This window comes from Thioclava nitratireducens (assembly GCF_001940525.2).
GTDB lineage: Bacteria > Pseudomonadota > Alphaproteobacteria > Rhodobacterales > Rhodobacteraceae > Thioclava > Thioclava nitratireducens.
Genome location: NZ_CP019437.1, coordinates 1223901 through 1250659 on the forward strand (window position 1 = coordinate 1223901; position 26759 = coordinate 1250659).

The 26759-nt window shown below is 65.0% G+C and carries 24 protein-coding genes; 7 read left to right on the forward strand and 17 right to left on the reverse strand.

The features are described from left to right. Nucleotides 1-115 precede the first annotated feature (115 nt). From BMG03_RS06070 to BMG03_RS06080, 3 genes are read left to right on the forward strand one after another with little or no spacing between them, the layout of a single operon-like run. A complete protein-coding gene (locus BMG03_RS06070; protein WP_099049357.1) occupies nucleotides 116-886 on the forward strand; it encodes a 5-oxoprolinase subunit B family protein in 771 nt (256 codons plus the stop codon). After that, the gene (locus BMG03_RS06075; protein ID WP_075776306.1) at nucleotides 883-1914 is read left to right on the forward strand and encodes a 5-oxoprolinase subunit C family protein; all 1032 of its coding nucleotides are present in this window, start codon (nucleotides 883-885) and stop codon (nucleotides 1912-1914) included. The genes BMG03_RS06070 and BMG03_RS06075 overlap by 4 nt, the downstream gene beginning before the upstream one ends. Continuing rightward, on the forward strand, nucleotides 1907-2668 hold the full coding sequence (locus BMG03_RS06080; RefSeq protein WP_075776305.1) for a LamB/YcsF family protein: 762 nt from the start codon (nucleotides 1907-1909) through the stop codon (nucleotides 2666-2668). The genes BMG03_RS06075 and BMG03_RS06080 overlap by 8 nt, the downstream gene beginning before the upstream one ends. A gap of 5 nt (nucleotides 2669-2673) precedes the next feature. Here BMG03_RS06080 and BMG03_RS06085 read toward each other — a convergent pair whose 3' ends face one another. From BMG03_RS06085 to BMG03_RS06110, 6 genes are all read right to left on the reverse strand, one after another. Next, nucleotides 2674-2985: a cytochrome o ubiquinol oxidase subunit IV gene (locus BMG03_RS06085; protein ID WP_075776304.1), complete on the reverse strand. Its 312-nt coding sequence runs from the start codon at nucleotides 2983-2985 to the stop codon at nucleotides 2674-2676. Beyond that, the gene (locus BMG03_RS06090) at nucleotides 2982-3602 is read right to left on the reverse strand and encodes a cytochrome c oxidase subunit 3 (protein WP_075776303.1); all 621 of its coding nucleotides are present in this window, start codon (nucleotides 3600-3602) and stop codon (nucleotides 2982-2984) included. Before BMG03_RS06090 ends, BMG03_RS06085 begins: the two co-directional genes overlap by 4 nt. Continuing rightward, nucleotides 3599-5719: a cbb3-type cytochrome c oxidase subunit I gene (locus tag BMG03_RS06095; RefSeq protein WP_075776302.1), complete on the reverse strand. Its 2121-nt coding sequence runs from the start codon at nucleotides 5717-5719 to the stop codon at nucleotides 3599-3601. Before BMG03_RS06095 ends, BMG03_RS06090 begins: the two co-directional genes overlap by 4 nt. After that, nucleotides 5716-6627, reverse strand: a complete 912-nt coding sequence (locus BMG03_RS06100; protein ID WP_167733388.1) for a cytochrome ubiquinol oxidase subunit II family protein — start codon at nucleotides 6625-6627, stop codon at nucleotides 5716-5718. The genes BMG03_RS06095 and BMG03_RS06100 overlap by 4 nt, the downstream gene beginning before the upstream one ends. A gap of 146 nt (nucleotides 6628-6773) precedes the next feature. Continuing rightward, entirely contained in the window at nucleotides 6774-7583 is an 810-nt protein-coding gene (locus tag BMG03_RS06105; protein WP_077701143.1) for a hypothetical protein, read from the reverse strand. A 33-nt stretch (nucleotides 7584-7616) separates the two neighbouring features. Next, nucleotides 7617-8672, reverse strand: a complete 1056-nt coding sequence (locus tag BMG03_RS06110) for an AI-2E family transporter (protein ID WP_077701144.1) — start codon at nucleotides 8670-8672, stop codon at nucleotides 7617-7619. Between the two features lie 343 nt (nucleotides 8673-9015). Here BMG03_RS06110 and BMG03_RS06115 point away from each other — a divergent pair, with 343 nt between their 5' ends. After that, nucleotides 9016-10467, forward strand: a complete 1452-nt coding sequence (locus tag BMG03_RS06115) for an alpha,alpha-trehalose-phosphate synthase (UDP-forming) (RefSeq protein WP_075776300.1) — start codon at nucleotides 9016-9018, stop codon at nucleotides 10465-10467. Nucleotide 10468: 1 nt separating this feature from the next. Next, nucleotides 10469-10975: a hypothetical protein gene (locus BMG03_RS06120; protein ID WP_075776299.1), complete on the forward strand. Its 507-nt coding sequence runs from the start codon at nucleotides 10469-10471 to the stop codon at nucleotides 10973-10975. 141 nt (nucleotides 10976-11116) lie between these two features. Here the strand turns inward: BMG03_RS06120 and BMG03_RS06125 are convergent, their stop codons facing one another. The 11 genes from BMG03_RS06125 to BMG03_RS06175 all read right to left on the reverse strand — a co-directional run bounded on the left by BMG03_RS06125 (nucleotide 11117) and on the right by BMG03_RS06175 (nucleotide 23728). Then, the gene (locus BMG03_RS06125) at nucleotides 11117-11605 is read right to left on the reverse strand and encodes a fasciclin domain-containing protein (protein ID WP_075776298.1); all 489 of its coding nucleotides are present in this window, start codon (nucleotides 11603-11605) and stop codon (nucleotides 11117-11119) included. A 143-nt stretch (nucleotides 11606-11748) separates the two neighbouring features. Next, nucleotides 11749-12744, reverse strand: coding sequence for a DNA topoisomerase IB (locus tag BMG03_RS06130; protein ID WP_075776297.1), 996 nt, complete (start codon nucleotides 12742-12744; stop codon nucleotides 11749-11751). A 47-nt stretch (nucleotides 12745-12791) separates the two neighbouring features. Beyond that, complete coding sequence (locus BMG03_RS06135; protein ID WP_077701145.1) at nucleotides 12792-13364, reverse strand: nucleotidyltransferase family protein; 573 nt, start codon at nucleotides 13362-13364, stop codon at nucleotides 12792-12794. Nucleotides 13365-13367: 3 nt separating this feature from the next. Continuing rightward, nucleotides 13368-14285, reverse strand: a complete 918-nt coding sequence (locus BMG03_RS06140) for an XdhC family protein (protein ID WP_075776295.1) — start codon at nucleotides 14283-14285, stop codon at nucleotides 13368-13370. Then, nucleotides 14275-16470 (reverse strand): xanthine dehydrogenase family protein molybdopterin-binding subunit, encoded by a 2196-nt coding sequence (locus tag BMG03_RS06145; RefSeq protein WP_075776294.1) that lies wholly within the window; start codon nucleotides 16468-16470, stop codon nucleotides 14275-14277. The genes BMG03_RS06140 and BMG03_RS06145 overlap by 11 nt, the downstream gene beginning before the upstream one ends. Further along, a complete protein-coding gene (locus BMG03_RS06150; protein WP_075776293.1) occupies nucleotides 16467-17489 on the reverse strand; it encodes an FAD binding domain-containing protein in 1023 nt (340 codons plus the stop codon). Before BMG03_RS06150 ends, BMG03_RS06145 begins: the two co-directional genes overlap by 4 nt. Then, entirely contained in the window at nucleotides 17489-17998 is a 510-nt protein-coding gene (locus tag BMG03_RS06155; RefSeq protein WP_075776292.1) for a 2Fe-2S iron-sulfur cluster-binding protein, read from the reverse strand. The genes BMG03_RS06150 and BMG03_RS06155 overlap by 1 nt, the downstream gene beginning before the upstream one ends. Nucleotides 17999-18205: 207 nt before the next feature. Beyond that, the gene (locus tag BMG03_RS06160) at nucleotides 18206-20530 is read right to left on the reverse strand and encodes a pyrroloquinoline quinone-dependent dehydrogenase (protein ID WP_077701146.1); all 2325 of its coding nucleotides are present in this window, start codon (nucleotides 20528-20530) and stop codon (nucleotides 18206-18208) included. Further along, entirely contained in the window at nucleotides 20527-20898 is a 372-nt protein-coding gene (locus tag BMG03_RS06165) for a hypothetical protein (RefSeq protein WP_075776291.1), read from the reverse strand. The genes BMG03_RS06160 and BMG03_RS06165 overlap by 4 nt, the downstream gene beginning before the upstream one ends. A 225-nt stretch (nucleotides 20899-21123) precedes the next feature. Continuing rightward, the gene (locus BMG03_RS06170; RefSeq protein WP_075776290.1) at nucleotides 21124-22143 is read right to left on the reverse strand and encodes an aldo/keto reductase; all 1020 of its coding nucleotides are present in this window, start codon (nucleotides 22141-22143) and stop codon (nucleotides 21124-21126) included. 142 nt (nucleotides 22144-22285) lie between these two features. Next, nucleotides 22286-23728 (reverse strand): MFS transporter, encoded by a 1443-nt coding sequence (locus BMG03_RS06175; RefSeq protein ID WP_075776289.1) that lies wholly within the window; start codon nucleotides 23726-23728, stop codon nucleotides 22286-22288. A gap of 457 nt (nucleotides 23729-24185) precedes the next feature. On the opposite strand from BMG03_RS06175, the gene BMG03_RS06180 reads away from it, so the two are divergent. Together BMG03_RS06180 and oppB are read left to right on the forward strand one after the other, a co-directional pair. Then, complete coding sequence (locus BMG03_RS06180; RefSeq protein WP_075776438.1) at nucleotides 24186-25769, forward strand: peptide ABC transporter substrate-binding protein; 1584 nt, start codon at nucleotides 24186-24188, stop codon at nucleotides 25767-25769. Between the two features lie 65 nt (nucleotides 25770-25834). Further along, nucleotides 25835-26758, forward strand: coding sequence for an oligopeptide ABC transporter permease OppB (gene oppB, locus BMG03_RS06185; protein WP_075776288.1), 924 nt, complete (start codon nucleotides 25835-25837; stop codon nucleotides 26756-26758). Nucleotide 26759: the final 1 nt, after the last annotated feature.

Here is a 26759-nt window from a genome sequence, read left to right on the forward strand (position 1 = left end):
CGGCGGAATTCGTGTCCGCCTCTTTTTCATAACGTTGACAAATTGTCTGTAAAATGAAATCAAAGTCAACGATAAGTTTCAAAATCGCGACCTGACCCAGTGGAGTTGCCCTGACATGATGCTCGAAGAAGCATTGCGGCCCGGAACGGCCCAAGCGCATAGCCCGCAGATTTTGCCGGCTGGCGGAGACGGGCTGCTCGTGCGGTTCGCGCTGGTCGCGGAGCCGCGCGCGATAGCGGCGGCGCAGAGCTTTCATCAGCGCGTGACGGAGAGCGATCTGGCCGGTTTGCGCGAGGTCGTCCCCAGCCTCGTGTCGGTTCTGCTGCGTTTCGATCCGGAGGCGGTAACGCGGGCCGAGATGGCCGAGCGGCTGGAGACCCTGCTGTCCGAGGCCGATTGGCTGAGTGCGGCGCCGCATCCCGCGCAGCGCGTCTGGCATTTGCCCGTGGCGTTCGGCGGCGAACACGGTCCCGATCTGGAAGAGGCGGCGAAGCTTGCGGGGCTTTCTCCGCAGGCGGCCATCGACGAAATTACCGCGACTCCGCTGAGTGTCCTCGCCATCGGCTTCGCGCCCGGTCAACCCTATCTCGGTCTGCTGCCCGAGCATTGGAATCTCGCGCGCCGCTCCGAGCTGAACCCGCGCGTGCCAAAAGGCGCGCTCTGCGTGGCGGTGCGCCAATTGGTGCTGTTCGCGAATGCCTCGCCCACTGGCTGGCATCAGATCGCGCGGACGGCCTTCGATGTGTTCCGCCCCGACCAAACCGACCCCGTGCCGCTGCATGCGGGCGACGAGGTTCGCCTCGCGCCGGTCTCCGGCACCGAGATGGACGCGCTTTTGAAAGCGGGCGATCCGATGGGCGGCGCGCGTTGCGAGGTGCGGTCATGAGCGGCGGATCGCTGATCCTGCGGAGCGTCGGGCCAAGCGTGAGCGTGCAGGACATGGGCCGCCCCGGTCGTATGGCGCAAGGCATCTCGCGCGGTGGCGCGGTCGATCCGCTCGCATTGGTCGAGGCGGCGGCGCTTCTGGGGTCGCGCAAACCGCTTCCCGCGTTGGAAATGGCGGTGAGCGGCGGGCGGTTCGAGGTCACGGCTCCGACGCGGATCGCCCTGACGGGTGCGCCGATGCAGGCGGAGCTTGACGGACGCCCCCTGCGCTGGGGCGCGAGCCACAGAATGGAACCAGGCGAGGTGCTGTCGATCGGTGCCGCACGTGCAGGCATGTTCGGCTACCTCACCTTCGCGGGCGGGATCGAGACGGCCGAAGTGCTGGGCAGCCGCTCGGCGCATCTGGCCGCCGGGATCGGATCGGCGCTGGAAGCGGGCGCGCGCCTGCCGCTCGGTGCGGACCCCGAGCCCGACGCGCCCGCGATGGTTCTCACGCAGGACGACCGTTTCTCGGGGGGCACGTTGCGGATCATCCCGGGACCGCAGACGGGCCTGTTCGACGAGGCCACTTTCGCGCGGCTCAGCACGACCGAATTCACGCGCGCCCGGCAGGGCAACCGTCAGGGCGTGGCGCTCGAGAGCGATGCGCCTGCGCTGACCTCGGACAAGGCCAAAGGGCTCGCCTCGGACGTGATCTTCGAGGGCGATATTCAGATGACGGGCGCAGGCACGCCCTATGTGCTGCTCGCCGAATGCCAGACCATCGGCGGCTACCCTCGGATCGGCACCGTGCTGCCCTGCGATCTGCCGCGCATCGCCCAAGCCGCGCCGGGGACGAAACTGCGGTTCAAAGCGGTGACACTGGACGAGGCCGACGCCTTGGCCCTGCGCTGGGAGGCGCAGCTTCAGGCACAGCGGGCCAAGCTGCGCCCGTTGATCCGCGATCCGCACGACATTCATGACCTGCTCAGCTACCAATTGATCAGCGGCGTGACGGCAGGGCGCGAATTGGAGGAAGAAAATGGCTAAGATCGACCTGAACGCCGATATCGGAGAAAGCTTCGGCCCGTGGATCATGGGCAACGACGCCGCGCTGATGGAGGTCATTACCTCCGCCAATGTCGCCTGCGGTTTCCACGCGGGCGATCCGGATGTGATGGCGCAGACGATGCGCGCAGCTGTGGCCAACGATGTCGGTATCGGCGCGCATCCGGGCTTTGCGGATCTGCAGGGCTTCGGCCGTCGGCGGATCAAGCTCAGCGCCGAGGAGCTGACGAATCTGGTCACTTATCAACTGGGCGCCGCGCAGGCGATGGCCCGCGCGGCGGGTGGCGCGGTGCGGCATTTCAAGCTGCACGGGGCGCTGTCGAACATGGCCTCGGAGGATATCGAGATCGCGCGGGCCTGCTATTCCGCCGCCCTGAAAGTGCAGCCCGACATCATCCTCGTCGTTCTGCCGCAGACCCCGATGGAGCAGGTTGCGCGCGAGTTGGAGGCCAATTGGGCGGGCGAGATTTTCGCCGATCGCGCCTACGAGGACGACGCTTCGCTGATGGCGCGATCGAAGCCCGGTGCGGTGCTGCATGACGCCGGAGAGGTCGGCGCGCGGATCGAGGAGATGCTGCGCAAAGGCGCGATCGTGACCGCCTCGGGCAAGGAAATCCCCTGCAAGATCGACACGGTCTGCCTGCACGGCGACGGGGCAGAGGCGCTGGCGATGGCGCGGGCACTGCGCGGGCACCTGACCGAGGCTGGCTTCGAGATCGGCCGCTTCGGGGCCTGATCGGCTCAGATCATCCGCGCGTGCAGGTTCCACAGCAGCCACAGCGTCCCGCCGCCCATCAGCAGCAAGATCAGAGTGGTGAACAGGATCAGATGCAAGTCTTCCTGCTTCTGCCCCTTCAGGCGAATATGCAGGAAGAAGCGGAAATGGACCACGATCTGCACGATCGCGGCCACGGCGGTTGTCCACCAGATCGCAACTTTCGGCAGTAGATCCCACGCCACCAGTGCGAAGATCGGCAGGGTCAGCGCCAGCGCGAGCGCATAGCCGATCAGGTAGCTGCGGGCCTCTTGGCGTCTTTCGTCATGTTCGCTCATGCCAGCCCCCCGATATAGACGATGGAGAAAATTCCGATCCAGACGATGTCGAGGAAGTGCCAGAGCACGGCGAGGCGCACCATCGACAGCTTTACCCGGTCGTCCAGACCGTAAACGAGCATCTGCCCCAGGATCGCGACGGCCCAGAGGCAGGAGAACGTGACGTGCAGCCCATGCAGCGGCACCAGCGCGAAGAAGGACGACAGGAATCCGCTGCGCTGAGGTGTGCCGCCTTCCGAGAACATCTTCAGGAAGTCGTGGATTTCGAAGCCCACGAAGGTCAGCGCGAGCGCCATCGCGATCAGCAACCACAGCACCATCTTCACCGGGCGCGGCTCGTGCTTGAGTGCGAGATGAGAAAAGCCAATCGCGACCGATGACGTCAGCAGCAGCATCGTCTCGATGAAGATCGACTTCAGCTCGAACAGTTCCTGCGGGCCGGGGCCGCCATTCGTGTTGGGCCGCATCACCACATAGGTCGCCATCAGCAGGCCGAACAGGATCGCATCGGACATCATGAAGACCCAGAAGCCGAAGACTTCGGTTTCGGCTTGGTCGTCGGCGCTCTGGTGCTTGGAACCGAGGTTGAGGCCGGGATGACGGGTGGTCTGGCTCATCGCGTGGCCTCCTGCGACATCGGTATGGCGTGGCCGCGGTTGTCGCGGGTGTATTCGGACGTGCGGGGCACGCGCGGCGTGCGGGCGGCCAGTTCGCGGAAGGCGCGCCATTCCTTGCGGACTTCCTCGGCAGGGACGCGCTTCTCGGTGTCGCGCCGGAAGCCCTGAGCGATGATCACCAGCGGCACCAGTGCCGCAAGCGGCAGAACCGCCCACCACATGTACCATGTCAGCGTGAAGGCCAGCGCCGTGCCGAGCGCCCCGATCACTGGGCCGAACGCGGCGTTCTTCGGCAGCCAGATATCCTCGAACCCGTCCTCGGGCGGGCCGAGATCATGACCCGAGGCTTTCAGCGTCGCAAAGGCGTCGCGGCCCTCGACACGGGGCAGGGAGGGGAAGTTCCATTCCGGCGCGGGGGCGGGGATGCCCCATTCGAGCGAGCGCCCGTCCCAGGGATCGCCTACCGGCACGGCCAGCCGCTTGCGATCGCGCACCGAAACCCAGAGTTGCACGATCAGCGCGAGGAAACCGGCGAGGATCAGGACCGCGCCGCCCAACGCGATGATCGTCCATGGCAGCCACTGCCCGGAGAAATAGCCCGACATCCGCCGCGGCATTCCCATCAGCCCCAGTACGTAGAGCGGGAAGAACGCCCCCATGAAGCCGAGTATCCAGCACCACGCGGCGCGGTAGCCCCATTTCTCGTCGAGCCGGAACCCGAAGGCCTTGGGAAACCACATCGTGTAGCCCGCGATCATCCCGTAAAGCAGTCCGGGGATCAGCATGTTGTGGAAATGCGCCACGAGGAACAGCGTGTTGTGAACCTGGTAGTCGACCGACGGGTTCGCCAGAATGATGCCCGACAGCCCGCCGATGGTGAACAGGAACAGGAAGGCGATGGCGTAGAGCATCGGCACCGAGATGCGCACCCGCCCGCGAAACATCGTCAGCATCCAGTCGTAGATCTTGACCCCTGTGGGCACCCCGATCGTCATCGTGGCAATGCCGAAGGCGGCATTCAGATTGGCGCTCTGGCCCATCGTGAAGAAATGGTGGACCCAAACGGTGAAGCTCAGCACCGCGATTGCCATCGTCGCGATTACCAGTGCGGTGTAGCCGTAGAGCGTCTTGCCCGAGAAGGTCGAGAATACCTCCGACCAGACGCCGAACGCGGGCAGGATGAGGATATAGACCTCCGGATGGCCGAACAGCCAGAACAGGTTGGCGTAGTTCATCATGTTGCCGCCACCCCCATTGGTGAAGAAGTGGAAGCCCATGTAGCGATCCAGCGCGAGCAGCGCCGTCGCGATGGTCAGCGGCGGCATCGCGAAGATCATCAGGATCGAGGTGCAGAGCGACGTCCAGGTGAACAGCGGCATCCGCATAAGCTTCATTCCGGGGCAGCGCTTCTTGTAGATCGTCACGGCGAAATTCAGCCCCGTGAAAGTCGACCCGATCGACGACAGCGTCACCGCCCAGATCCAGTAATCCGGCCCCGCGCCGGGGTTGTAGGCGGCTTCCGTATAGGGCGGGTAACCGGACCAGCCGCCGGTCGAGAAGGGCTCCAGCACCAGCGAGATCATCAGGATCAGGCCGCCCGCGATCGTCAGCATCAGCGAGACCGAGTTCAGCACCGGGAAGGCCACATCGCGCGCGCCGATCTGCAACGGCATCACGAAATTGATCATGCCGGTCAGGAAGGGCATCGCCATGAAGAAGATCATGATCGTGCCATGGGTGGTGAAGAGCTGCGCGAAATGGTCGGGCATCACGATCCCACCGCCGTCATGGCCCACCACCTGCTGGCTTCGCATCACGAAGGCTTCGGCCAGCGCCCGCGCCAGCATCACGAAGGAGAAGACGATATACATGATGCCGATCTTCTTGTGATCGACCGAAGTCAGCCACTCGCTCCAGAGCGGTCGCCACCATCCTTTCACCGTGATCAAGATAACCACGACGACGAAGCCCAGCACCGCCATGCCCGCAGCGGCAGTGCCAGTGATGCCGGAGAGCAACTCGGTCCTGCCATCGGCGCGCACGATATCGGTGACCGGCAGCGCGTCCAGCGTCAGGCGTCCGAAGGGGAAACCCCAGATGCTGCTCCATGTGTTCATTGTTGCGTCTCCTTCAGGCCGGCGATCTCGTCGAACATTCCGCTCGGCGCGGTCGAGAACAGGATCGGCTGCTCGGTAGGCTGGTCGAGCGCGCGGGCCAGTTCGACCTTGTTGCTTTTTTCCTCCAGCGCTGCGCGTGCCTTGTCGTCGAGAGGCAGGCCGCGCGCCTTCGCCGCCTTCACCCAGCGCGCGAATACCTCATCGTTCATGGCGCTCGCCTTGAAATTCTGCGTGTAGAACCCTTCGCCGTTAAACTGCGTGTTGCGGCCCTCGAAGGTGCCGGGGCCGTCGGCGGCCAGATGCAGCTTCGTCTGCATCCCCTTCATCGCGTAGATCTGGCTGCCCAGCCGCGGGATCATGAAGCTCTGCATCACCGTGTCGGAGGTCAGATGCAGCTCGAGCGGGCGCGAGGCAGGGAAGGCCAGCTCGCCCACGCTCGCCACGCCTTCTTCGGGATAGAGGAACAGCCATTTCCAGTCGTAGGCGACCACATCGACGACCAGCGGCTTGCCTGCCTTGCCCGCAACCGGGTTGTAAGGATCGAGCGTGTGGGTCCGCTGCCACAGATAAACGGCAAGCATCAGCACGACCAGGATCGGCACGCCCCAGGCCAGAATTTCGAACACCGTGGCGAACGACCAGTCGGGGCGGTATTCGCCCTTCGAGCGTCCGTAGCGGTAGCGCCGGATCAACCACGGGGTCGCCGCGAAAACCGGGATCACGACGATCGCCATGAGGATCAGGATGATCTTCAGATGAGTAACCTGAGCGGAGGCGATCGGCCCGGCCGGGTCGAGAAAACTCTCTGCTCGCGCCTCTCCCGCGCCGGTCCAGCCCCAGCCCATCCAGACGGCCAAGACCGCTCCGGAAAGGAGGGGGGCTCTGCGGATCGATGCGGCAAGGGACATGGCAAACTCGCGTGCACAAGGGGGTGTGCGGAAACGGTAGACCGACCTCCTCGTCGGACAAGTTCGGCTGCCCAACACGTTTTTTTCACGGAACCATGCGGGCCGCTCCACGTTATGCGCGTTTCTTGGTCCTGCGAGGCAGTGTGTCATTGGCTGCGCCTCATCTCGTTCGGGCACAGGTCGTGGCGCATCGCCCAGTCGAGAAGCGCGCCGTCGAACCGCTCGGGTGCGACCTCCTCCAGCCCGGGGATTTCATGCAGGATGATCCGGAGCGCGCGGCGCTGTGTCTCTGTCAGGCGTGCGTCTCTCCAGAGGCGGTAGATCCCGCGCGGCAGTCTCCTCTGCGGCCGCGCGGTGCTGTAGAAAAGAGCGAAGGGAATGGATTTCACCTGTGCGACGTAGCTGGAAAATTGCGGCAGGAACTGTCCGGTGAACTCGTCGGAGCCCGGGGGAAATACCTCAGCCAGCGCCATCACCGCGCGGCCCTGCGCTGCCGCCTGCGTGGTGGAGAAGACAAAGCTCACCGCCAGCGTAAGCACCAGCATTCCCGTCACCCCGGTGATGACAGAGATCAGCGACCAGCCGGTGCCCGCGGGGTTGGCGTAGCCGCCGCCCAGCGTCGAAAGAAGGTGCCCGGCGTAGGAGAGGCTGTCGGCGAAGCTCGCCGCAGGCAGGCCCTTTGTCGTTTCGAGCGATCGGCTCGCTGCGAAGAAGATCAGGCTCCAGCCAAAGGCGACCGCAGCGATCCAGACCGCGCCCAGCCACGCCATCGTCACCGGTCCGCAAATCCGATGCGCGATCCGCGTGTGACCAATCGTGCGCATCCGCGCGAAGCCGAACCGCGCGACGGCACGCGAGAGCGCCCCGGACTGTCCTGCGCCCAACGCGCACAGAAGGATATCCCAAAGTGAAATCGCGACGAGGGCGGCGCCGAGGAGGATCAGGAAAGTGGTCAACGAAAGCTCCGGAAGGATGGAAAGGAAAGGTGGTCAGGCGGTCTCGGGCCTGACGAGCGGCAGGTAATGGCGCCGCGTCATCAGCATCAGGACCGCGAGCAGAGGCGTCGCGAGCGCGAGCCCGAGAATGCCGAAGAAGCTGCCCATCAGCAGTTGGAACGCGATCACCAGCGCCGGCGGCAGCGACATCGCCCTCTCCTGGATCTGCGGTGTGACGACATTGCTCTCGAGCGCCTGAACGCCGAGATAGAGCAGCACGACCCAAAGCATCGTGATCGGACTCACCGTCAGACCCATCGCCATGGCGGGGATCGCTGACAGGACCGGGCCGATATTGGGAATGAAGGTCAGAAGCCCTGCGAGGATCGCGAGGATCGCGGCCAGCGGCACGTTCAGCGCCCAGAGGCCGATGAAGGTCAGCACGCCGATCACCGTCATCGAAATCATCTGCGCGAAGAGCCAGCCAGACAGCGCCGCCCAGCCGGTCGCGAAACTCGCGACGATCCAGTCGCGGTCAGAGGCCGGAAAGAGCGCGGCGATCCCGCGCCGATACAACTGCGGCTCCACCGCGCCGTAGACACCGATGAAGGTTATCAGCAACGCGTTCCCGAGCATGCCAATCGACACCATCACGGTCGTCGCGGCTCCTTCGCCGGACGGCGCCATCGCGCCCAGATCGATCGAGCGCGTGAAGGAATGCAGCCAGCCATGCGAGTCGATGAATTGCTGTGCCTGCTTTCGTGCCTCGGGCAGGGCGCTCAGCAACTGGTCGAGCTGGTCTGACAGCCCCTGCGCCGCATATACGAAGAACAGCACCCCAAGCCCGATCAGCAGCAGCGCGTAGATCAGGAGCCCCCAGCCTTCGCCAATACGGAGCCTGCGCGCGATCGCGTTCCCGCCCATGCGCAGAAAAACCGCGATGAGCAGCCCGGCGAAGATCAGCAGCAGGATATGGGGAGCGATCAGGACCAGCAGAAGGAAAATCGCGATCGGCAGCCAGAAGGCGATCCGCTCGCGCGTGACCCATGCGCGCAGCCCCCGCGGCGCCGGACGCGCGTCTTCGGTGCAGGGTTGAGCCGGGTGTGACATGTCGCTCTCCGTGGCAGGTTTCGCTTGCTGAAAAGCCAACCAGTCGCCTCCGTCGAGGTTCCGTGCGCGCGACACTGCGGAAGTGAATTGTCATCCCGCTTTGGCGTCCCCTCGTACGCGCGCGAGGCAGGCTGTTTTTCCCGGACTTCTCGGAACAAGATGAAAAGATATGAAAAAATGTACCCGAACAAAAAGTTCGGAATGTCTTATGTTAATCGCCTAAACTTTTTTGCCGACGCTCCGCCATCGGGCGGAACTGCGCGCTTCAAGGGGGCGTTGAGCGGACGAATATTTCAGACGTGACAGCCGTCACCATTCGTTCAATCCGGAGGTTTTTTCAGTCATGCCCGCCCGTCTCATCGTCGTGTCCAACCGCATTCCCTCCGAGGCGACGCCCTCGGGTGGGCTCGTGGTGGCGCTCCACGAGGCGCTGCGCGAAAAGGGCGGCATCTGGATCGGCGCGCATCCCGAGGTCGGGTCCGAAGAGCCCGCCCTCATCGATATGGGGGGCACCCAATACGACAAGCTCGCCTTCCGTCTGACCGAGGAAGACCGCGAGGCCTATTACCTCGGCTTCGCCAATTCCGTGCTCTGGCCGATCGCGCATCACCGCACCGATCTGGTCGAGATCAATCGCAGCTTCGACGAGGGCTACCTGCGGGTGAACCGCCGCATCGCGCAGCAGATGGCCGAGGTGATCTCGCCCGAAGATCACATCTGGATTCACGACTACCATTTCTTCCCGTTGGCCGAGGAGCTGCGCAGCCTCGGCGTAACCAATCGCATCGGCTTTTTCCTTCACATCCCTTTCCCCAACATCACCGATCTCGACGTGTTGCCCGATCCGCCCGCCTTCGCGCGCTGGCTGGCGCATTACGATCTCGTCGGGTTGCAGACGCGGGCCGACGTGGCGCGCTGTCTCGAGATGTTCCGCGCCGATCCGAGGGCAGAAATGTTGCCTGACGGCGCGATCAAATTCGGCGCGCAGGAGGTATCCGTCCGGTCCTTTCCGATCGGTATCTCGGCTGAGAGTTTCGCCCGGGCGGCGCAGGACTGCGCGCCGCCGCCCGCGCACGAATTGTTCGGAGACGCCTATGTCATCGGCGTCGACCGGCTCGACTACTCCAAGGGGTTGCCGCAACGCTTCCGCGCGTTCGAACGCTACCTCGAGAGCTACGACACGGGGCCGCGCGCCTCGCTGGTGCAGATCGCCCCGCCGTCGCGCGAAAGCGTGCGGGCCTATCAGGAGATCACCGCCGATCTGCAGCAGATCGCGGGGCAGGTGAACGGACGCTTCGGCGAGGTCCATTGGGCGCCGATCCGTTTCCTGCACCGCCCCGTGCCGCGCGACGAGATCGCGGGGTTGCTGCGCGGCGCACGAGCCGCGCTCGTCACGCCGCTTGCGGACGGGATGAACCTCGTGGCGAAGGAATATGTCGCGGCACAGGACCCGGAAGATCCGGGCGTGTTGGTGCTGTCGCGCTTCGCGGGCGCCGCAGAGGACATGACCGAGGCCCTGCTGGTCAACCCGCATGACGTCGACGAGACGGCGGCCGCGATCCGCCGGGCGCTCACGATGCCGCTCGAGGAGCGTCAGGCGCGCCATACCGCCTGCCTGAAGGTAGTCGAGGCGACCGATACGCGGATCTGGGCGCGCAGCTTCCTCAATCGGCTCGCCGCCTGCACACCCGCGTTGCGCATTACCGGGCGCGCCGCCGAATGGCTTCGGGACGAAGAAGAGGGCCGGGAATTCGACCCGGGCGCGCACCGCTCTATTTCAAAGGAGGAGGTCTGATATGACCATGATGTCACGAAATCTGGAGACGACCGCGTCGGAGGAGGGCGCGCTCGTCCTGATGCTTCATCCCGGGAATTGCGATCTCGAGTGCCACGGCGCGTTCATCGAGGCACTGAAGGATGACCGCTCTCACATCGTTTGCCTGTCGCAAGAAGGCGGTGGGCGCGGGGCGCTGATCGCCCAGCTCGGCGCTTGTGGCGCGACGCCGATCTGCGCATCCTTCCTGACCTATAAAGACGAGGCGCTCTCCGATCCGGAAGAGCATGGCTCGATCGCGCATGTGCTGTCCTACATCATGCAGGCGCATGGTTTGACGCGCATCTTCGTGCCCAAGCACGATGGCGATCACGCGTGCCATGCCGCAATCGAAGCAATCGCGCAGAACCTGTCGCGTATCACCGGAGCGCCGGTCATTCACGCCGACGATCTGCCCGCGGAAAGCGACCTGGTCGCCGGTGGCGGCGATCCTGGCGGGAGCGGCTCGATCCTGAGCGCACATGCCTGAACGGGTTCTCTCCGGGGCCGAGCGCTCGGCCAAAGAACAAGCCGCTCGCACATGAAGCTGCGCGAACGGCCCGGGATCGGCTTGTCGAAAAGCGGACCCTCGACAGGCCTCCCTAATGCTCGGGGCTTTGCCTGAAGCCCGTCACTTGGGCATGATCACCTTGTCGATCACGTGGATCACGCCGTTGCTGGCTTCGACATCCGCCTGCGTGACGCTGGCGTCGTCGACCATGACCGCGGGGTCGGTCTTGATCGTGACTTCCGAGCCCTGCACCGTCGCGGCCATCATCCCGTCGCTCAGATCGCCGGACATTACCTTTCCGGGCACGACGTGATAAGTCAGGATCGAGGTCAGCTTGTCCTTGTTCTCGGGCTTGAGCAGGTCATCGACGGTGCCTTCGGGCAACGCGGCGAAGGCCTCATCCGTGGGCGCGAAGACGGTGAAGGGGCCATCGCCCTTGAGCGTGTCGACGAGACCCGCAGCCTGCACGGCGGCCACGAGCGTCTCGAAGCTGCCTGCGTTCACGGCGGTGTCGACGATATCCATTCCGCCATGATTGTCGGCATGGGCGGGGGCGGAAACGAGCGCCGTTCCGGCGAGGACAGCGGCCATGAAGGTTCTTCTCAGCATTCTCTTTCTCCCTTGGTTGGATCGTTGGCAGATCCGATGTTGGATCATGTGAGAGATACGGGAGATGCGCGGTATCGGATCACGCTCGGCTCGCAATTTTGCGCGTATTCGTGATGTTGCGTGATCGCGGGCGTTCGAAGCGGTCAGCCGTCGAGAAGATGGAGCAACTGCGCCTCGGCGCGGCGCAGCCCGTCCACCGCCGGAGCGTCCTGAGCGAGGCTGGTGAGCGCCTCCGGCTCGGCCTCGCTCAGTGCAATTACCTCGGGGTGGATATAGGAATTGCGCGCGATCGCCGGCGTGTTGTGAAGGCGCGCGGCGGCAGCCTCCGCCATCACCCTGATCGTCACGCGCCCGTCATCCGCCTGCCGCATCGCTGCCTCGAGCGCCGCGGCCGATCCGTTCCAGGTCCGGAAGGTCTTCGCCGTCAGCCCTTCGGCCCCGGTGCGATCAGCGAGGAAGGCGTTCACCTCCTCGGAGCGCACCGAGTGGGGCTCCCCCGCCTCGTCCAGCCACGTGATCAGCTCGGCGCCCGGCAAATCGTCGAGCCGCGTCAGTGCGCGCTCCAGCGTCTTGTCGCGGAGCTCGCTTTCGACCTGCGCGCCACCCTTGCCGTTGAAGGAGAAATGCAGCGTGTCCCCGTCGAGCGTCATATGTGCGCCACGCAATGTCGTCGCGCCGAAACTGCGGTTCTCGCGGGCGTAATCGGCATTGCCGACGCGGATCGCGGTCCGGTCGAGCAGCGCCAGAACCGCGGCCAGCGCGAAGGCCCGGTCGCCCGGATCATGGCCGCGCAGATCGTTCAGGATCGCGCGACGCAGGCGTGGCAGCACGGTGCCGAATTCCGCGAGCCGGTCGAATTTGCGCTGCGCGCGAAACTCGGTCCAGTCAGGGTGATAGCGGTATTGCTTGCGCGCCCGCGCGTCGCGCCCCGTCGCCTGCAGATGCCCGTTCGGACGTGGTGAAATCCAGACGTCCTCGTAGGCGGGCGGCACCGCCAGTGCCTCGATCCGCCTACGCTCGGCACCGCGCGCGATGGTCGTGCCATCCGGGGCGGTATAGGTGAACCCGCGCCCGCAGCGCCGGCGCGTGATGCCTGGTCGGTCATCGGGATAATAGACGAGATCGGGCAGATCTTTCATGGGGCGAGAACGCCGGAGGTCTCGGCGCAGTTCCCCGCGTGTTGCGCCTATCGCGGGGCTTCTCGCAAGTCATCGGGGCGGTCGATATCGTGCAGCGTTCCGGGCGGCAGCGAAATCCGTCGCAAGTCGGGGGCGCGGCGCAGCAACGCCCCGGCGCCGCGGTCGCCTGTCAGCCGCAAAGCCGCGCCGAACAGCCTGCGCGGGATCAGCGCGGGCGGTGCGAGGCGGCCCTCGGAGGTGGCCATCCCCGGATGCGGTCCGGGTGTCGCGAGAAGCTGGCGCAGATGCGCCCGCGAGACATTGGGCATGTCGCCAAGGACGATCAGGAGATGGCTGGCCCCGCTGGCGTGCGCGGCGCGGATCGCGCGATGCAAGCTCGCGCTCTGGGCGCGGCCCGGTCCGATGCAGAGAAGGTCGAGGCCCGCGCCGCGGATCTCCTTCGGAAGCCGGGGGCCGCGGGTGATCGCGGCACGTCGGGGGAGGCCAAGGCCCCGCAGCGTTTCCGCGGCACGCAGCACGAGCGCGGCCTCTCCGCCGGAACGCGCGGCCAGCTTGTCACGGGCACCGAAGCGCCGCGACGCGCCCGCCGCAAGAACCACGCCCATGATCTTGCGCGCCAAGCTTCAGACCCGCGCGAGTTGCAGCACTTCGGCCAGCACGGAGACCGCCAACAGCCGCGGCTCGCGCGCCTGTTCGATGAGGCCGACGGGACCGCGCAGCCGAGAGATCGCGGCTTCCGAGAGCCCTTTGCGGCGCAGCGCCACCGCGCGCTGACGTGCCGTTCGGCGGCTTCCCTGCGCGCCGATGAAGAACGCGTCGCTTTCCAGAAGCTGCGCGAGGATAGGGATTTCCCGGTCGTGATCGTGGAAGAACAACAGCGCCGCCATGCGTGGATCGGGCGCGATCTCGCCAAGCGGGTTGCTGCGCCGGAATTCGTGGCTCGTCACGCCGGGCAGGGTCACCGGTTCGGGCATGACGAGATCGGCCTGATAGCCCGCGCCCGCCGCGAGCTGGGCAAAAGTCTCGGCTTCGATCCCGGTGCCGAAGACCACGAAACGCGGCTCGGGCACGAGATGCAGGCTCAGATCGGTCTCGGGCTGCGGCGCGAGCGTCAGAACGCCCTGCGCGCCCGACAGGTGTAGCGAAAACGGCATGCGGGCAGCGACCGCCTTGGCCATCCGCTCTTGAGCGGAGACCGGCGGGGCAGGGATCACGGCGATGTCGAGCGCGCCGCCGCAGGGCAGCACGAGGTCGATGAAGGGCGAGCCTTCGCCGTAGCGCAAGTGCCGCGGGCAGCCGTCCTGTGCGACCTTTTTCAGATGCAGCTCAATATCGGCATCGATGCAGCCCGCCGAGAGATGGCCCCGGATGTCGCCGCGATCGTCGAGGCTCATAGCCGCACCGAGGGGGCGGTAACCCGCCCCCTCGATCCGCGTCAGAATGGCCAGCGCCGCCAACCGTCCCGGCGCGGGCAGCGGTATCTCCGCCATGCCGAGCCGGGTTTCAGTATGTGCGCGCGCGCGGAGCGGACTACCGTCCATCAGCAAACCCCTCGAGAACCTTGTCCGGCGTGGCCGGATAGTGATGCAGCCGAATGCCCGTCGCGTTGTGGATCGCGTTGATCACCGCGGCGCCGGAGCCCGAGATCCCGAGCTCGCCGACGCCCTTCGACTGGATCGGGTTGGCCTCGTCGTCGCGTTCGGGCAGGAAGACCACTTCGATGTCGCGCGGAATATCCGCATGCGAGGCGACATGGTAATTGGCCAGATCCCGGGTGACAATATGGCCGGTGCGCGGATCGTGACCAAGCTCTTCGAGCAATGCCGCGCCCACTCCCCAGACCATGCCACCGACGGCCTGGCTGCGCGCGGTCTTCTCGTTCAGCACGCGACCGATCCCGAGAACGCCGAGCATCCGACGCACCCGCACCTCGCCCGACACCTCGTTCACGGCGACTTCAACGAAATGCGCGCCATACCCTGCCGAGAAGTGGGTCTCGGCGGTTTTGCCGCCCTCGATCCTGCCTTCGGCGCTGATCGGATCGCTGAGCAGATCCACCAGCTTCGCGCTCTTGCCGTCGCCGGAGACCTCGCCGTTGCCGAGCTTCAGATCCTCGATCCGGCAGCCGAGCTTGTCGGCAAGCTGTTCGCGGATCTTGCGCGCGGCGAGGAAGACTGAAGACCCAGACGACGACGCCCCGAAGGAGCCGCCAGAGCCCGACGCGCCCGGCAGGTCGCTATCGGCCAGATGCACGGAGACCTTATCGATCGGCAGGCCCAGCATCTCGCCCGCGATCTGGCCGAGGATGGCGTAGCTACCGGTACCGATATCGGTCATGTCGGTCTCGACCAACGCACCGTCCGCGCTGAGCGTGACGCGCGCCGCAGAAGGCACGAGGAAGTTCGACCGCCCGGCGCCCGCAACGCCCATGCCGATCAGCCATTCGCCTTCGCGGCGCGTCCCTGTCTTGGGGCGCTGGTCCCAGCCGAAGCGCTTCGCGCCTTCGCGCAGGCTTTCCTCCAGCGCGCGGGCCGAATAGGCCTGACCGGTTTCGGGATGCTTTTCGGGTATGTTGCGCAGCCGCAGTTCCACCGGGCAGATACCCAGCTTCTCCGCGAGTTCGTCCATCGCAGTCTCCATTGCGAAGGTGCCGACCGCTTCACCGGGTGCGCGGACCGAGCCCGAGGGCGTGCGGTGATTGCGAGAGATATGCTGACGCATCACCCGGTTGGGCGCGGCATACATGAAGCGGCTCGCGGCATTCACCGGTTCGGAGAAGGCTTCCTCTTCGAGATTGGAGACTCGATCCTCGTGACCGATCCCGGTCAGCTTGCCGCTCTCCTCGGCGGCGAGACGAAGACGCTGCCACGTCTCGGTGCGGCGCAGCACGGCGTCGAAAACGGTCTGACGGCTCAGCACGATCCGCACCGGGCGTTCGAGCTCGCGCGAGGCCAGCGCCGCCGCGATATGTTCCGAAGAAATACCCAGCTTGGAGCCGAACCCGCCGCCCACATAGGGCGCGAGGATATGCACCTTGTCCGACTCGACGCCAATCGCATCGGCCAGCTCCTCCTTGTTGAACCGCACCATCTGCAGCGACCCATGTAGAACAAGGCGACCGTCCTTCCACTCGGCGATACCGGCATGCGGCTCCATCGCCGCCGAGACGTGACCAGCGGTGGTGTATTCGATATCCACCGACTGCGCGGCCTTCTCCATCGCGGCGTCGAGGTCGCCCTGGATGCTTTCGCGGCCCTCGTTCAGTTCGAGATCCACCCCGGCCGGGTCGACCGGTGCGCCGGGGTTCTGTTCGTAGCTGATCTTGATCCGGGTGGCGGCATCGCGCGCGGTCTCGAAGCTTTCCGCGACTACGAGGCCGATCGGCTGGCCGTGATAATCGATGCGGTCTCCGGGCTGCACGGGCGACGCACCGGCCATGCCCTGCGCAGGGTTGCGCACGAATTTCGGCCCGTGGAACAGCCCGACATATCCGGGCAGTTTCTTCGCTTCGCTCTCGTCGAAGCCGGTGACCTTGCCGCGCGTGATTGTCGCGCGCAGCATCACGCCGTGGACCATGCCTTCAAGCGCGAATTCGGCGGCATAGGGCGCGGTGCCGGTGACTTTCAGCTTGCCCTCGGGACGATCGAGCGGGGCGCCGACCAGACCCTGATTGGTTTCGTCCAGCAGCCGCGGCTGCGCTTCATCCATCGTGAACGTGTCGCTCATGTCAGCGCCTCCACCTTGTCCGTTCCGGTCGAGGCCGGGGCCATGCCCGTCGCCTCGCGCATCACCGCGACCAATGCGCGGCGGGTCATCTCGCGTTTGAAATCGTTGCCCTCGTCGGTGACAGCGTCGGCCAGCAGCACGTCGGCGGCCCTGCCGAACAGCTCCTCCGAGGGGGGCTCGCCTTCGAGCATCGCGTTGACTTGCGCATCCGCCCAGGGGCGCGCGCCGATGCCGCCGAAAGCGAGCGAGGCGGTCTTGATCGTCTCGCCGTCCATTTCGACCAGGGCGGCGACCGAGACGAGCGCGAATGCATAAGAGGCGCGGTCGCGGATCTTGCGATAGCTCTGCGTCGCGTTCGGCTGCGGGGCAGGGAGGATCACTGCGGTGATGATCTCACCCGGCTCGAGGCAGGTCTCGATCTCCGGGGTTTCGCCGGGCAGCTGATAAAGCTCGTCCAGCGCCACGGTGCGGGTCGCTCCATCGGTGCCAAGGATTTCCACCCGCGCATCGAGCGCGCGCATCGCCACCGCCATATCGGAGGGGTGGGCTGCGCGACAGGCGGCCGAAGTGCCCAGGATCGCGAGCATACGGCTTACGCCGCCCTTCGCGGCGCAGCCCGCACTGGGGTCGCGCTTGTTGCAGGCCATTGCGGGATCATAGAAATAGGGGCAACGGGTGCGTTGCAGCAGGTTGCCGCCCGTGGTCGCCTTATTGCGAATCTGGCTCGAAGCGCCGGCGAGCAGCGCGCGCGACAGCACCGGATAGGCGCGGCGCACCTGCGGATCGGCCGCAAGGTCGGCATTGCGCACCAACGTGCCGATCTTCAGCCCGCCCTCATGCGGCTCGATCTTGTCCAGCCCGTCGATATTGTTGATGTCGATAACCGTCTCGGGGGTCATCACCTGCAGCTTCATCAGGTCCAGCAGGTTAGTGCCTCCGGCGATGAACTGCGCGCCGTCACCCGCCTTGGAGGCCGCGTCATCGAGTGCGTTGGCGCGGAGATAATCGAAAGGTCTCATTATTTCTCCTCCGCTTCGGCGACACGCGAGATGGCCTCGCGGATGAAGGGATAGGCCGAGCAGCGGCAGAGGTTGCCGCTCATGCGTTCTGCGATCTCGGCATCGGTCAGCTCCGACGTGCCGGTGAGGCTGTCGCTGACATGGCTGGGCGCGCCTTCCCTGGCCTCGGCCAGCATGCCCGTCGCCGACATGATCTGCCCCGGCGTGCAATAGCCGCACTGGTAGCCATCGCAGGAAACGAATTCCTGCTGCAGCGGGTTGAGGTTCTCGGGCGTGCCAAGCCCTTCGATCGTCGTGATCTCGGAGCCTTCATGCATCACTGCGAGGCTCAGGCAGGAATTCACCCGGCGGCCATCGACGAGCACCGTACAGGCGCCGCACTGGCCATGATCGCAGCCCTTCTTCGAGCCGGTGAGTTGTAGATGATCGCGCAGCGCGTCGAGCAGCGTCACGCGCGGATCGAGGTCGAGCGCGCGCGCCTCGCCATTGACGTGAAATGAAACCTTCATGGGGTCCCCCTTGTCCGGAATTCGGGCTTGGCGCAGCCATCTGGGGAGGCAGGCGCTCAAACCGGCTGAATGTGGAACACCGCGCGCGCGGCACAGGTTCCTGAGATAAAGCCCTCACGTTGCGGTGAGGGCTTTGCGGACGCGGTTCGCGTCTTGGGCGGGGGCGAGGTCCGTGCCGCGCCGACCGCCCTGTGTTTTGCGCCGCGATCAGTTCTGCGGCAGCGCGTAGACGGCCACCAGATCACCCACGGCGGGCTTCAGGATCGAGTTGCCGCCCGAGATGAAGGCCACGTATTCGCGCCCCTTGTACTCGTAGATTGCCGGGTTCGCGACGACCGGGGCCGACAACTGCGAGGACCACAGTTCCTTGCCGGTCTGGATGTCGTAGGCGCGCGCCTTGGCATCCATCGTCGCGCCGATGAAAATCAGCCCCGACTTGGTCACCGCCGGACCGCCGATCGTGGGCGAGCCCATGCTCTCGGGCATGAAGAACCCGTATTTCTGCGAGCTGCCCAGCGGCTTGCGCCACTTGACGTCGCCGGTGTGCATGTCGATCGCGACCAGCTCGCCAAAGGGCGGTTTCCAGCACGGCATCCCGAGCCAGTTCAGCGCGTTGCCGAGGCTCATGCCGTAGGGCGCGCCTTTCTGCGGGTAGAAGCCCGCTTCGTTGCCCGAGCCGCTGGCGTTCTTCTCGTAGTTCTGGCGCTCCCACAGTTTGATGTACTGCACGATATGCGAGGTGTTCACGACCGCGATCTGAGCGTTAGGATCGAAGGCCACGCCGCCCCACTGCACGCCGCCCGCACTGTCGGGATAGGCCAGCGTGCCTTCGCCGGTGGTGGTCGGGGGTGTGTACATCCCCTTGTAGGTGAGGTTGTCGAACAGCTTCGAGCAGGCGCCGCCGGAAACTAGATCGGCAATCCCCCAGACCTCCGGCTTTTTCGACTGGTCGAGAAGCGGCGCCGGTTTGGTCGGGAAGGGCTGGGTCTTGGCATAGACCTCACCTTTCACCGTGCCGTCGCCTTGCGGGACGGGACGTTCCTCGATCGGCCAGACATCTTCGCCGGTCTCGCGGTTCACGACGAACAGGAAGCCCATCTTCGTGCCCTGCATCAGCGCCGGGATTTCCTTGCCGTCGACGGTGATGTCCATCAGCGTCGGCGCGGAGTTGATGTCATAGTCCCAGATGTCGTGGTGGACCCATTGGCGCGACCAGACGACCTTGCCGGTATCGAGATCGAGCGCGGTGGTCGAGGTTGCGTAGGGGATTTGCTGCGTTCGGTTGCCGCCCCAATAGTTCGGCGAGGGCGAGGCCACCGGGAGGTAGACCATGTTCAGACCCGGATCGACGGACATCGCGGTCCAGACATTCGCGGTGCCGGTCTTGCGGCGGATGTTCTCGGGCAGGGTCTCGAAGGACCATTGCAGTTTGCCGGTCTGCGCATCGACCGAGAAGACCGCACCGGGAGGAGCTTCGGCCCATTCCCAGTCCTGACCGGCCCAGCCGAGGATCAGGTGATTGCCCGCAACCGTCGGCGGCTGCAGAACCGAAAGCGGGAAGCGGTCATTGACCGTGTTCCACTGGTTCACGTCCAGCACGCCGTCCTTGCCGAAATCGGGGCAGGGCTTGCCGGTATCGGCGTCGAGCGCGAAGAGCCGCGCGTCCATCGTGCCGATATAGACGATTTTCTGACAGACCTTGCCCGCGACCGGGTTCTCGGCCTGCCAATAGGCGACGCCGCGGTTCTTCAGCGCGGGCTGGGTCAGCGCCTCGAGCTTGGATTTCGTGTCGAAGGCCCATTTCTGCTCGCCCGTGGCCGGGTCGAGCGCCAGCACGCGGTAGAAGGGCGTGCCGATATAGAGCGTATCATTGGCGAAGATCGGCGTGGCCGACCAAACGGTCGCGGGCTTGTCGCCCGAGCCATCTGAGACGTCGCCGGTATGGACCTGCCAGACCTTCTCCAGATCGCCCACGTTGTCGGGATTGATCTGGGTCAGCGGCGAATATTTCTGTGCGGAGAGCTGGCCGTGGAAGCTGTTCCAGACGGGCTTCTCGGGCACCAGCGGTTTGCCGTTGCGCTCGCGCGTGCCGTTGGCGAGCATCGGCTGGGCGACGCTATCCGCCACCGGTTTGGCCTGATCCGCGCTGGCCTCGGGGCCGGAAGGCGTGGACTCGTTGGCGGCAGGGTCGTTGGTCTGCTGGTTCTGATTGGTTTGGGTGTCGGATTGGGTGCCCGTGGAACCCGTCTCCGTGGAACCGCTGTCTGCGGTAGCGCCCGTATCGGTGTTCGTGCCGGCGTCGGTGCTCGAGTTCGTACCGGCGCCCGTGCCGGACGTGTCCGATTGCGTGGCTGCATCCGTGGTTGCCGTATCCGTGCCCGACGTGGTGCCGGTATCGGTCGTGCCGCTGTCGGCTGCGGGTTGGGTCGTCGTATCTGTTGCGGTGCTGTCGGTCGCGGTCGTGTCCTGCGCGTACCCGGCGGCCGCAAAGAAGGCGAGGGCGAAGGCGAGCGAGACGGTCTTGCGGTTCATGCGTAAGCTCCTTTCGAACGCGCGCCCCGGCTCGAGGCGATGTCGTAAATGAGGCCGATCAGCACGACGCCCATCGCCGCGATCAGCCACCATTCATGCAGGAAATAGCCAGCTGCAGCGGTGCCGATCAGGCCGAGCGCCACGAGGACGCGCAATGTCGTGCGGATTCCGCCCGGCTCTGTCATCTGGATCGCGATCCCTGCGAGAGCGATCAAAACGGAGGAGGCGATCACCAGCCCTGCGCCGAACGTGCCGGTCACGCCGGTCATGGGGGTGACGTAATTCCAGATCGCGATGGCGGCGCCGACGAGCGCCCCCAAAACAGTCAGGATGCTGCGTGGCCGTGACGCTGAGCGGGAATGTGCCAACGGAACTCTCCTTGGTAGGTGCTTTATCGCCCAACGCGCGGTGTGTCTTTTGAGGTCCATGAAAATTGAACTGATTTGAGCCCCGGGCGCAGGAACGCGCTTGGCACGGGGGCCTCTGCCGCTTTGGTGGCCAGCATGCGAGAGGATGCAGCAGCACGAAAAAGCGGGCGGAGCGATTTCGTCGCCCCGCCCGCCGCGGTGTCGTGAGAGATGTGCGCCCCTATTTCAGCGCTGACGGTATTCGCCCTGACGCTCCAGCATCCAGCCGGGATATTCCGCGGGCAGGGCGCTGAGCTTGTCGAGGTTCTCCAACTCGTCCGCGTCGAGCCTGATCTTCGTCGCGGCGATGTTGTCGGTCAGTTGGTCCTCGCGCTTCGCACCGACGATGACGCTGGTGACTACTTCCTGGTGCAGAAGCCATGCCAGCGCGATCTGCGCCACGCTCGCATCGCGCTTCTCCGCCATCGGGCGCATCGCGTCGATCAGGTCGAATGCGCGGTCCTTTTCGACCGGCGGGAAGTCGAAATTGGCGCGGCGCCCGTCGGAGCCCTTGCCGTCGCGGTCGTATTTGCCCGACAGCAGACCGCCTGCGAGCGGGCTCCAGACCATCAGGCCCATGCCGGTGTCGCGCAGCATCGGCACCACTTCGCGTTCCAGATCGCGCCCGGCGATCGTGTAATAGGCTTGCAGCGACAGGATCGGGGCGAGCTTGCGGGCCTCGGCGATGCCGATCGCCTTCATCACCTGCCACGCGGCCCAGTTCGACAGGCCGATATAGCGGATATGGCCGTGCTGAACGAGCGTGGTCAGCGCCTCCAGCGTTTCCGAGATCGGCGTCATCGGGTCGAAGCCGTGGATCTGATAGAGGTCGATATGGTCGAGCTGCAGCCGCTCCAGGCTCTGCTTGCACTGCTCCATGATGTGATAGCGCGACGCACCGCGCTGGTTGATGCCTTCGCCCATCGGGCCGAGCACCTTGGTCGCGATGACGACCTCGTCGCGGGCGATACCGAGATTGCGCAGGCTCTGGCCGAGGATGCGCTCGCTCTCGCCACCGGCATAGACATTCGCGGTGTCGATGAAGTTGATGCCCGCGTCGATCGCGGTCTTCACCAGCCCGTCGGCGTCATCCTGCCGCAGCTGGCCGATCTGGCCCCACATGCCCTCCGACCCGCCGAAGGTCATCGTGCCGAGGCAAAGTTCCGAGACGAGGAGGCCGCTGGGGCCGAGAGGTCTGTAACGCATGGATCGCTCCTTTCGCATCTGTAGGGGCCCGGTTCGGACGGCCCCTCTGGTCCGGGTAGATGGGGCGCGCCGCGCTCGCGGCGAGCGTCGCAGGGTAGGGCTGGCGCGCACGATCGTGTCATCGCGCGAGGGGGCGGAGGCGTCAGTCCTTGGCGCGCTCCAGCTTCATCGGCGTGAACCACGGTGTGAGGATCACCCCCGTCGCTACAACGAGCGCGTAGCCGATCGCCGACATCATCGCGCTGCGATAGGCCTCGTGATCGCCCTGATCCGCGCCGCCCAACATGCCGAAAAAAATCCCGCCCATGATCGCGATCCCGAAGGAGATTCCGACCTGACGGAGCGCCTGCACCGCACCCGAGGCCGAGCCGCTGTCATTGCTGTCCGCCGACGAGAGCGCGACCTGGAACAGCGGCGACACCGTGTTGCCCATGCCGAAGCCGCCAAGGAAGAACCAAGGTGCCATTCGCCACCAGCTGATCGCGTCGCCCATCGACCAGATCGCCCATAGCTGGCCCGCAAAGCCCGTCGCGAGCAGCATGCCGCCTCCGGTCACGCGCCAGCGTATCCAGCGGTCGCCGAACCAGCCGGTCGTGGCCGAAGCAAGCAGGACGCCGACCGGGAAGGGCGTCGTCGTCAGGCCCGATTGCAGCGGGGTGAGCCCGTAGCCCGCCTGCAGGTAGAGGGCGATGGTGAAGAAATAGCTCGGTACCGCAGTGAATAGCGCCGCGTTCAGAAGGCTGCCCGACAGGAACGAGCCGGAACGCAGCAGGCGCATCGGCAGAAGCTGCGGGGCTTTGCGCTCTTCCTGATGACGTTGCCAGCGGATGAAGATCCAGCCAAGGACCGGGGCCGCGAGCATCATTGGATACATCCATCCCTGCCAGCCGATCGACGGCGCCTCGACCAGCGGGAACAGCAGCGCCAGCATCGCCACGGCGGCGATCGCGATGCCCACCTTGTCGATGCCCAGCTTGCGGTTGCCCTGTCCCTTGGGCACCAGCATCAGCGCGGCGATGAAGGTGGCGATGCCGAGGGGAATGTTCACGAGGAAGATCGGACGCCAGCCGAGCCCGTAGATATCGGCGGTGAGCAGGAACCCACCCATGATCGGCCCTGCCACCGAGGCCAGCCCGGCGGTCAGCGCGAACAGGCCGAAGGCAGCGCCGCGCTGCTCTGGCGGGAACAGGCGCGGCACCAGCGCCAGCGTCTGCGGCGTCATGATCGCGGCACCCACGCCCTGCGCGATGCGTGCGGTGACCAGCGTGCCGATCCCCGGGGCGATGCCGCATATCAGCGAGGCGGTAGTGAACAGCGCGATGCCCGAGACGAACAGCTTGCGCCGTCCCAGCAAGTCGCCCATCCGTCCCGCCGGCAGCAACAGGATCGCGAAGGAGAAGGTATAGCCCGCGACGATCCACTCGATCAGGTTCGGCGGGGCCGACAACTCTTCCTTCATCGACGGCAGGGCGACGTTGACGATCGTGATGTCGATCAGGTTCATGAAGTTCGCCAGCAGCAACACGGCTGCGGCGGCCCAGCGGCGGGTGGGCGAAAGCGGGGATGCTTGTTCGGGTTCGGCCATTCGGAGTCCGTTCTGTCGCGGCTGTAACGCCAAGGGTAGCTAGCGGAGGGGCGAAGCTGGTCAATAGTGGGTCTTTCGGAGGGGTCACGCGGAACAACTTTCGAGTGTGTCAAAATACATACGCACAGGGGCGCGCGAGTGGATGCATCGCGGGCGCAGGGATTCGAAGGGGAACGGCGCGGGGAGGCTTGGGTGCGGGCAACGGGGCTTGGCGTTCGTTGCGAAAAAAAAGGGCCTCGCGCAAGTTTCAAAAAGATTTCCCGGAGGCCCGCGAAATGCGCTCTCACATGGGTGTGAGCACCGTTACGTCAGACTTGCGCCATGCCGCGATCATGCCCTTGATGCCCTATCAACGAAAAAACGGGGCCCCGCGCTCGCCTTGACGTTGCGCGCGACCGGACCCCGGAAATGGAGGTATCCCTTGAAGTCGATTGCCGCGATCTCCGCTTTTGCCCTGATGTTGGGCAGCGCCGCACCCGTTCTCGCCCAGTCAAGCAAAGTGCCCGAAGGCACCAAGCTCGCCGCTGACCAGACCTTTACCTATTGGCTGCAGGACGATCTGAAGACGCTCGATCCGGATCTGAGCACCTCGAAGGACGGTAACGACGTTCTTCAGCAGATGTTCGAAGGTCTCTACCAGCAGGACGATCACGGCAATCTCGTGCCTGCGCTCGCCAAGAGCTACGAGGTCTCCGACGACAAGAAGACCTACACCTTCCACCTACGCGACGAGAAATGGTCGAACGGCGATCCCGTCACCGCGCAGGATTTCGTCTACGCATGGCGGCGCCTCGCCGATCCGGCGACCGCCTCGCAATACTCGTGGTATATCGAGCTGATGCAGGTGAAGAACGCCCATGACGTGATCGCGGGCGACAAGAAGCCGAGCGAACTTGGCGTGAAGGCGCTCGACGACCATACGCTGCAGGTGACGCTCGACAGCGCGATCCCCTATTTCCGCCAGATGCTCGTTCTGTCCTCGACCTTCCCGGTGCCGCAAAAGGTCGTGGAGAAATACGGTTCCGACTGGACCAAGCCCGAGAACATGGTCGTCAACGGTCCTTACAAGCTGAAGAGCTGGAAAATCGGCGACTCGATCGAGCTGGTGAAGAACGACGCTTATTACGATGCCGCGAATGTCACGCTGACCGATCTGAAGTTCATCCCGATCCAGGACAACGACCAGGCGCTGACGCGCTACGAGGCGGGGGAGCTGGACTTCGTGCAGACCCCGGCGGGTCAGTATCCGCGTCTGAAAGATGAGTATCCGGATGCCGCGCACGCTCCGCCGCGCTCCTGCGTCTACGCCTACCGCTTCAACGTCGGCCCGAACGGCCCCGAGGCGCTGAAGGACGTGAAGGTCCGCAAGGCGCTGTCCTACGCGATCAACCGCGACATCATCGTCGACAAGATCCTCAAGGGCGGCCAGAAACCGGCCTATACCTGGACCCACTGGGCGACCGCGAACTTCAAGGCGCCGGACGTGGCTTATGCCGACATGACCCAGCAGGAACGGATGGACAAGGCCAAGGAGCTTCTGAAGGAAGCCGGCTACGGCCCCGATCACCCGCTGAACCTGCGGATCATGTACAACACCTCGGCCGACCACAAGAAAATCGCGATCGCGGTGCAGCAGTTCTGGAAGCAGATCGGCGTGAAGTCGACGCTCGAGAACTACGAGTGGAAGGTCTATCTCGACAAGCTCAACGGGCAGCATGACTTCGACGTGGCCCGCACCGCATGGTGTGCCGACTACAACGAGGCCTCGACCTATCTCGACGTGAACACCTCGTGGTCGGATCAGAACTCGGGTCAGTGGTCGAATTCCGAATACGACAAGTTGATGAAGGACTCGAAGACGGCGGAAGATCCGCAAGAGGACTATACCAAGGCGGAAAAGATCCTCGCCGAGGACATGCCGCTCGCGCCGATCTACGCCTACTCGCTGCCGATGCTGCTGAACCCGCAGATCAAGGGCTACCCGTTCGATAACGTCCAGCTGAACTGGTACGCGAAGAACATGTACAAGGTCGCAAAGTAAGCCGGCTGAAACGATAACGGGCGGGCCGCGCGATCGGCCCGCCCGACCTATTTCGGGACACTCTTATGATCGTCTACATTCTCAAGCGTCTCGCCATCGCGATCCCGACGCTTCTGGTGCTCATCATCGCGAGCTTCCTCTTGATGCACACGGCGCCTGGCGGGCCGTTCTCGTCGGAGCGGGCCGTGCCGCCCGAGGTGCTCGCCAATCTCAACGCGAAATACGGGCTCGACCAGCCGCTCTGGAAGCAGATCGCGACCTATCTGTGGAACGTGGTCGCCCATTTCGATTTCGGGCCTTCGTTCTCCTATAAAGACCGCTCGGTGAACGACATCATCGCCCAGGGCTTCCCGGTCACGCTGACCTACGGCTTCCTGAGCTTCATCGCCGCCGTTCTGGTAGGCGTCACTCTCGGCGTCACCGCCGCGATCAAGCGCAACTCGTGGCTCGACTACCTCGCCGTCGGCATTTCCATCGGCGCGCAGGTGCTGCCGAACTTCGTGATGGCGCCGATCCTCGTGCTGGTGTTCACGCTGTCGCTGCACTGGCTGCCTGGTGGCGGCTGGAGCTTCGACGATCCGCGCTTCTGGATAATGCCGGTGATCGCGCTCTCGACCTCCTACATGGCATCGATCGCGCGGATTACCCGGTCGTCCATGCTGGAGACGCTGAGTTCGAACCATATCCGCACCGCCCGCGCGAAGGGCCTGCCAAAGCGCAAGATCATCATGCGGCACGCACTGAAACCCGCGCTGCTGCCAGTGATCTCCTATCTCGGTCCGGCGTTCGTTTCGATGATCACCGGCTCGGTGATCGTGGACGTGTATTTCACCACGGGCGGGATCGGCAAAAGCTTCGTGGATAGCGCGCTCAACCGCGATTACGCGGTGATGATGGGGATCACGATCCTGCTGGGCACGCTGACCATCCTGTTCAACCTTGTCGTCGATATCGTCTACGGATGGATCGACCCGAAAATCCGGTACTGAC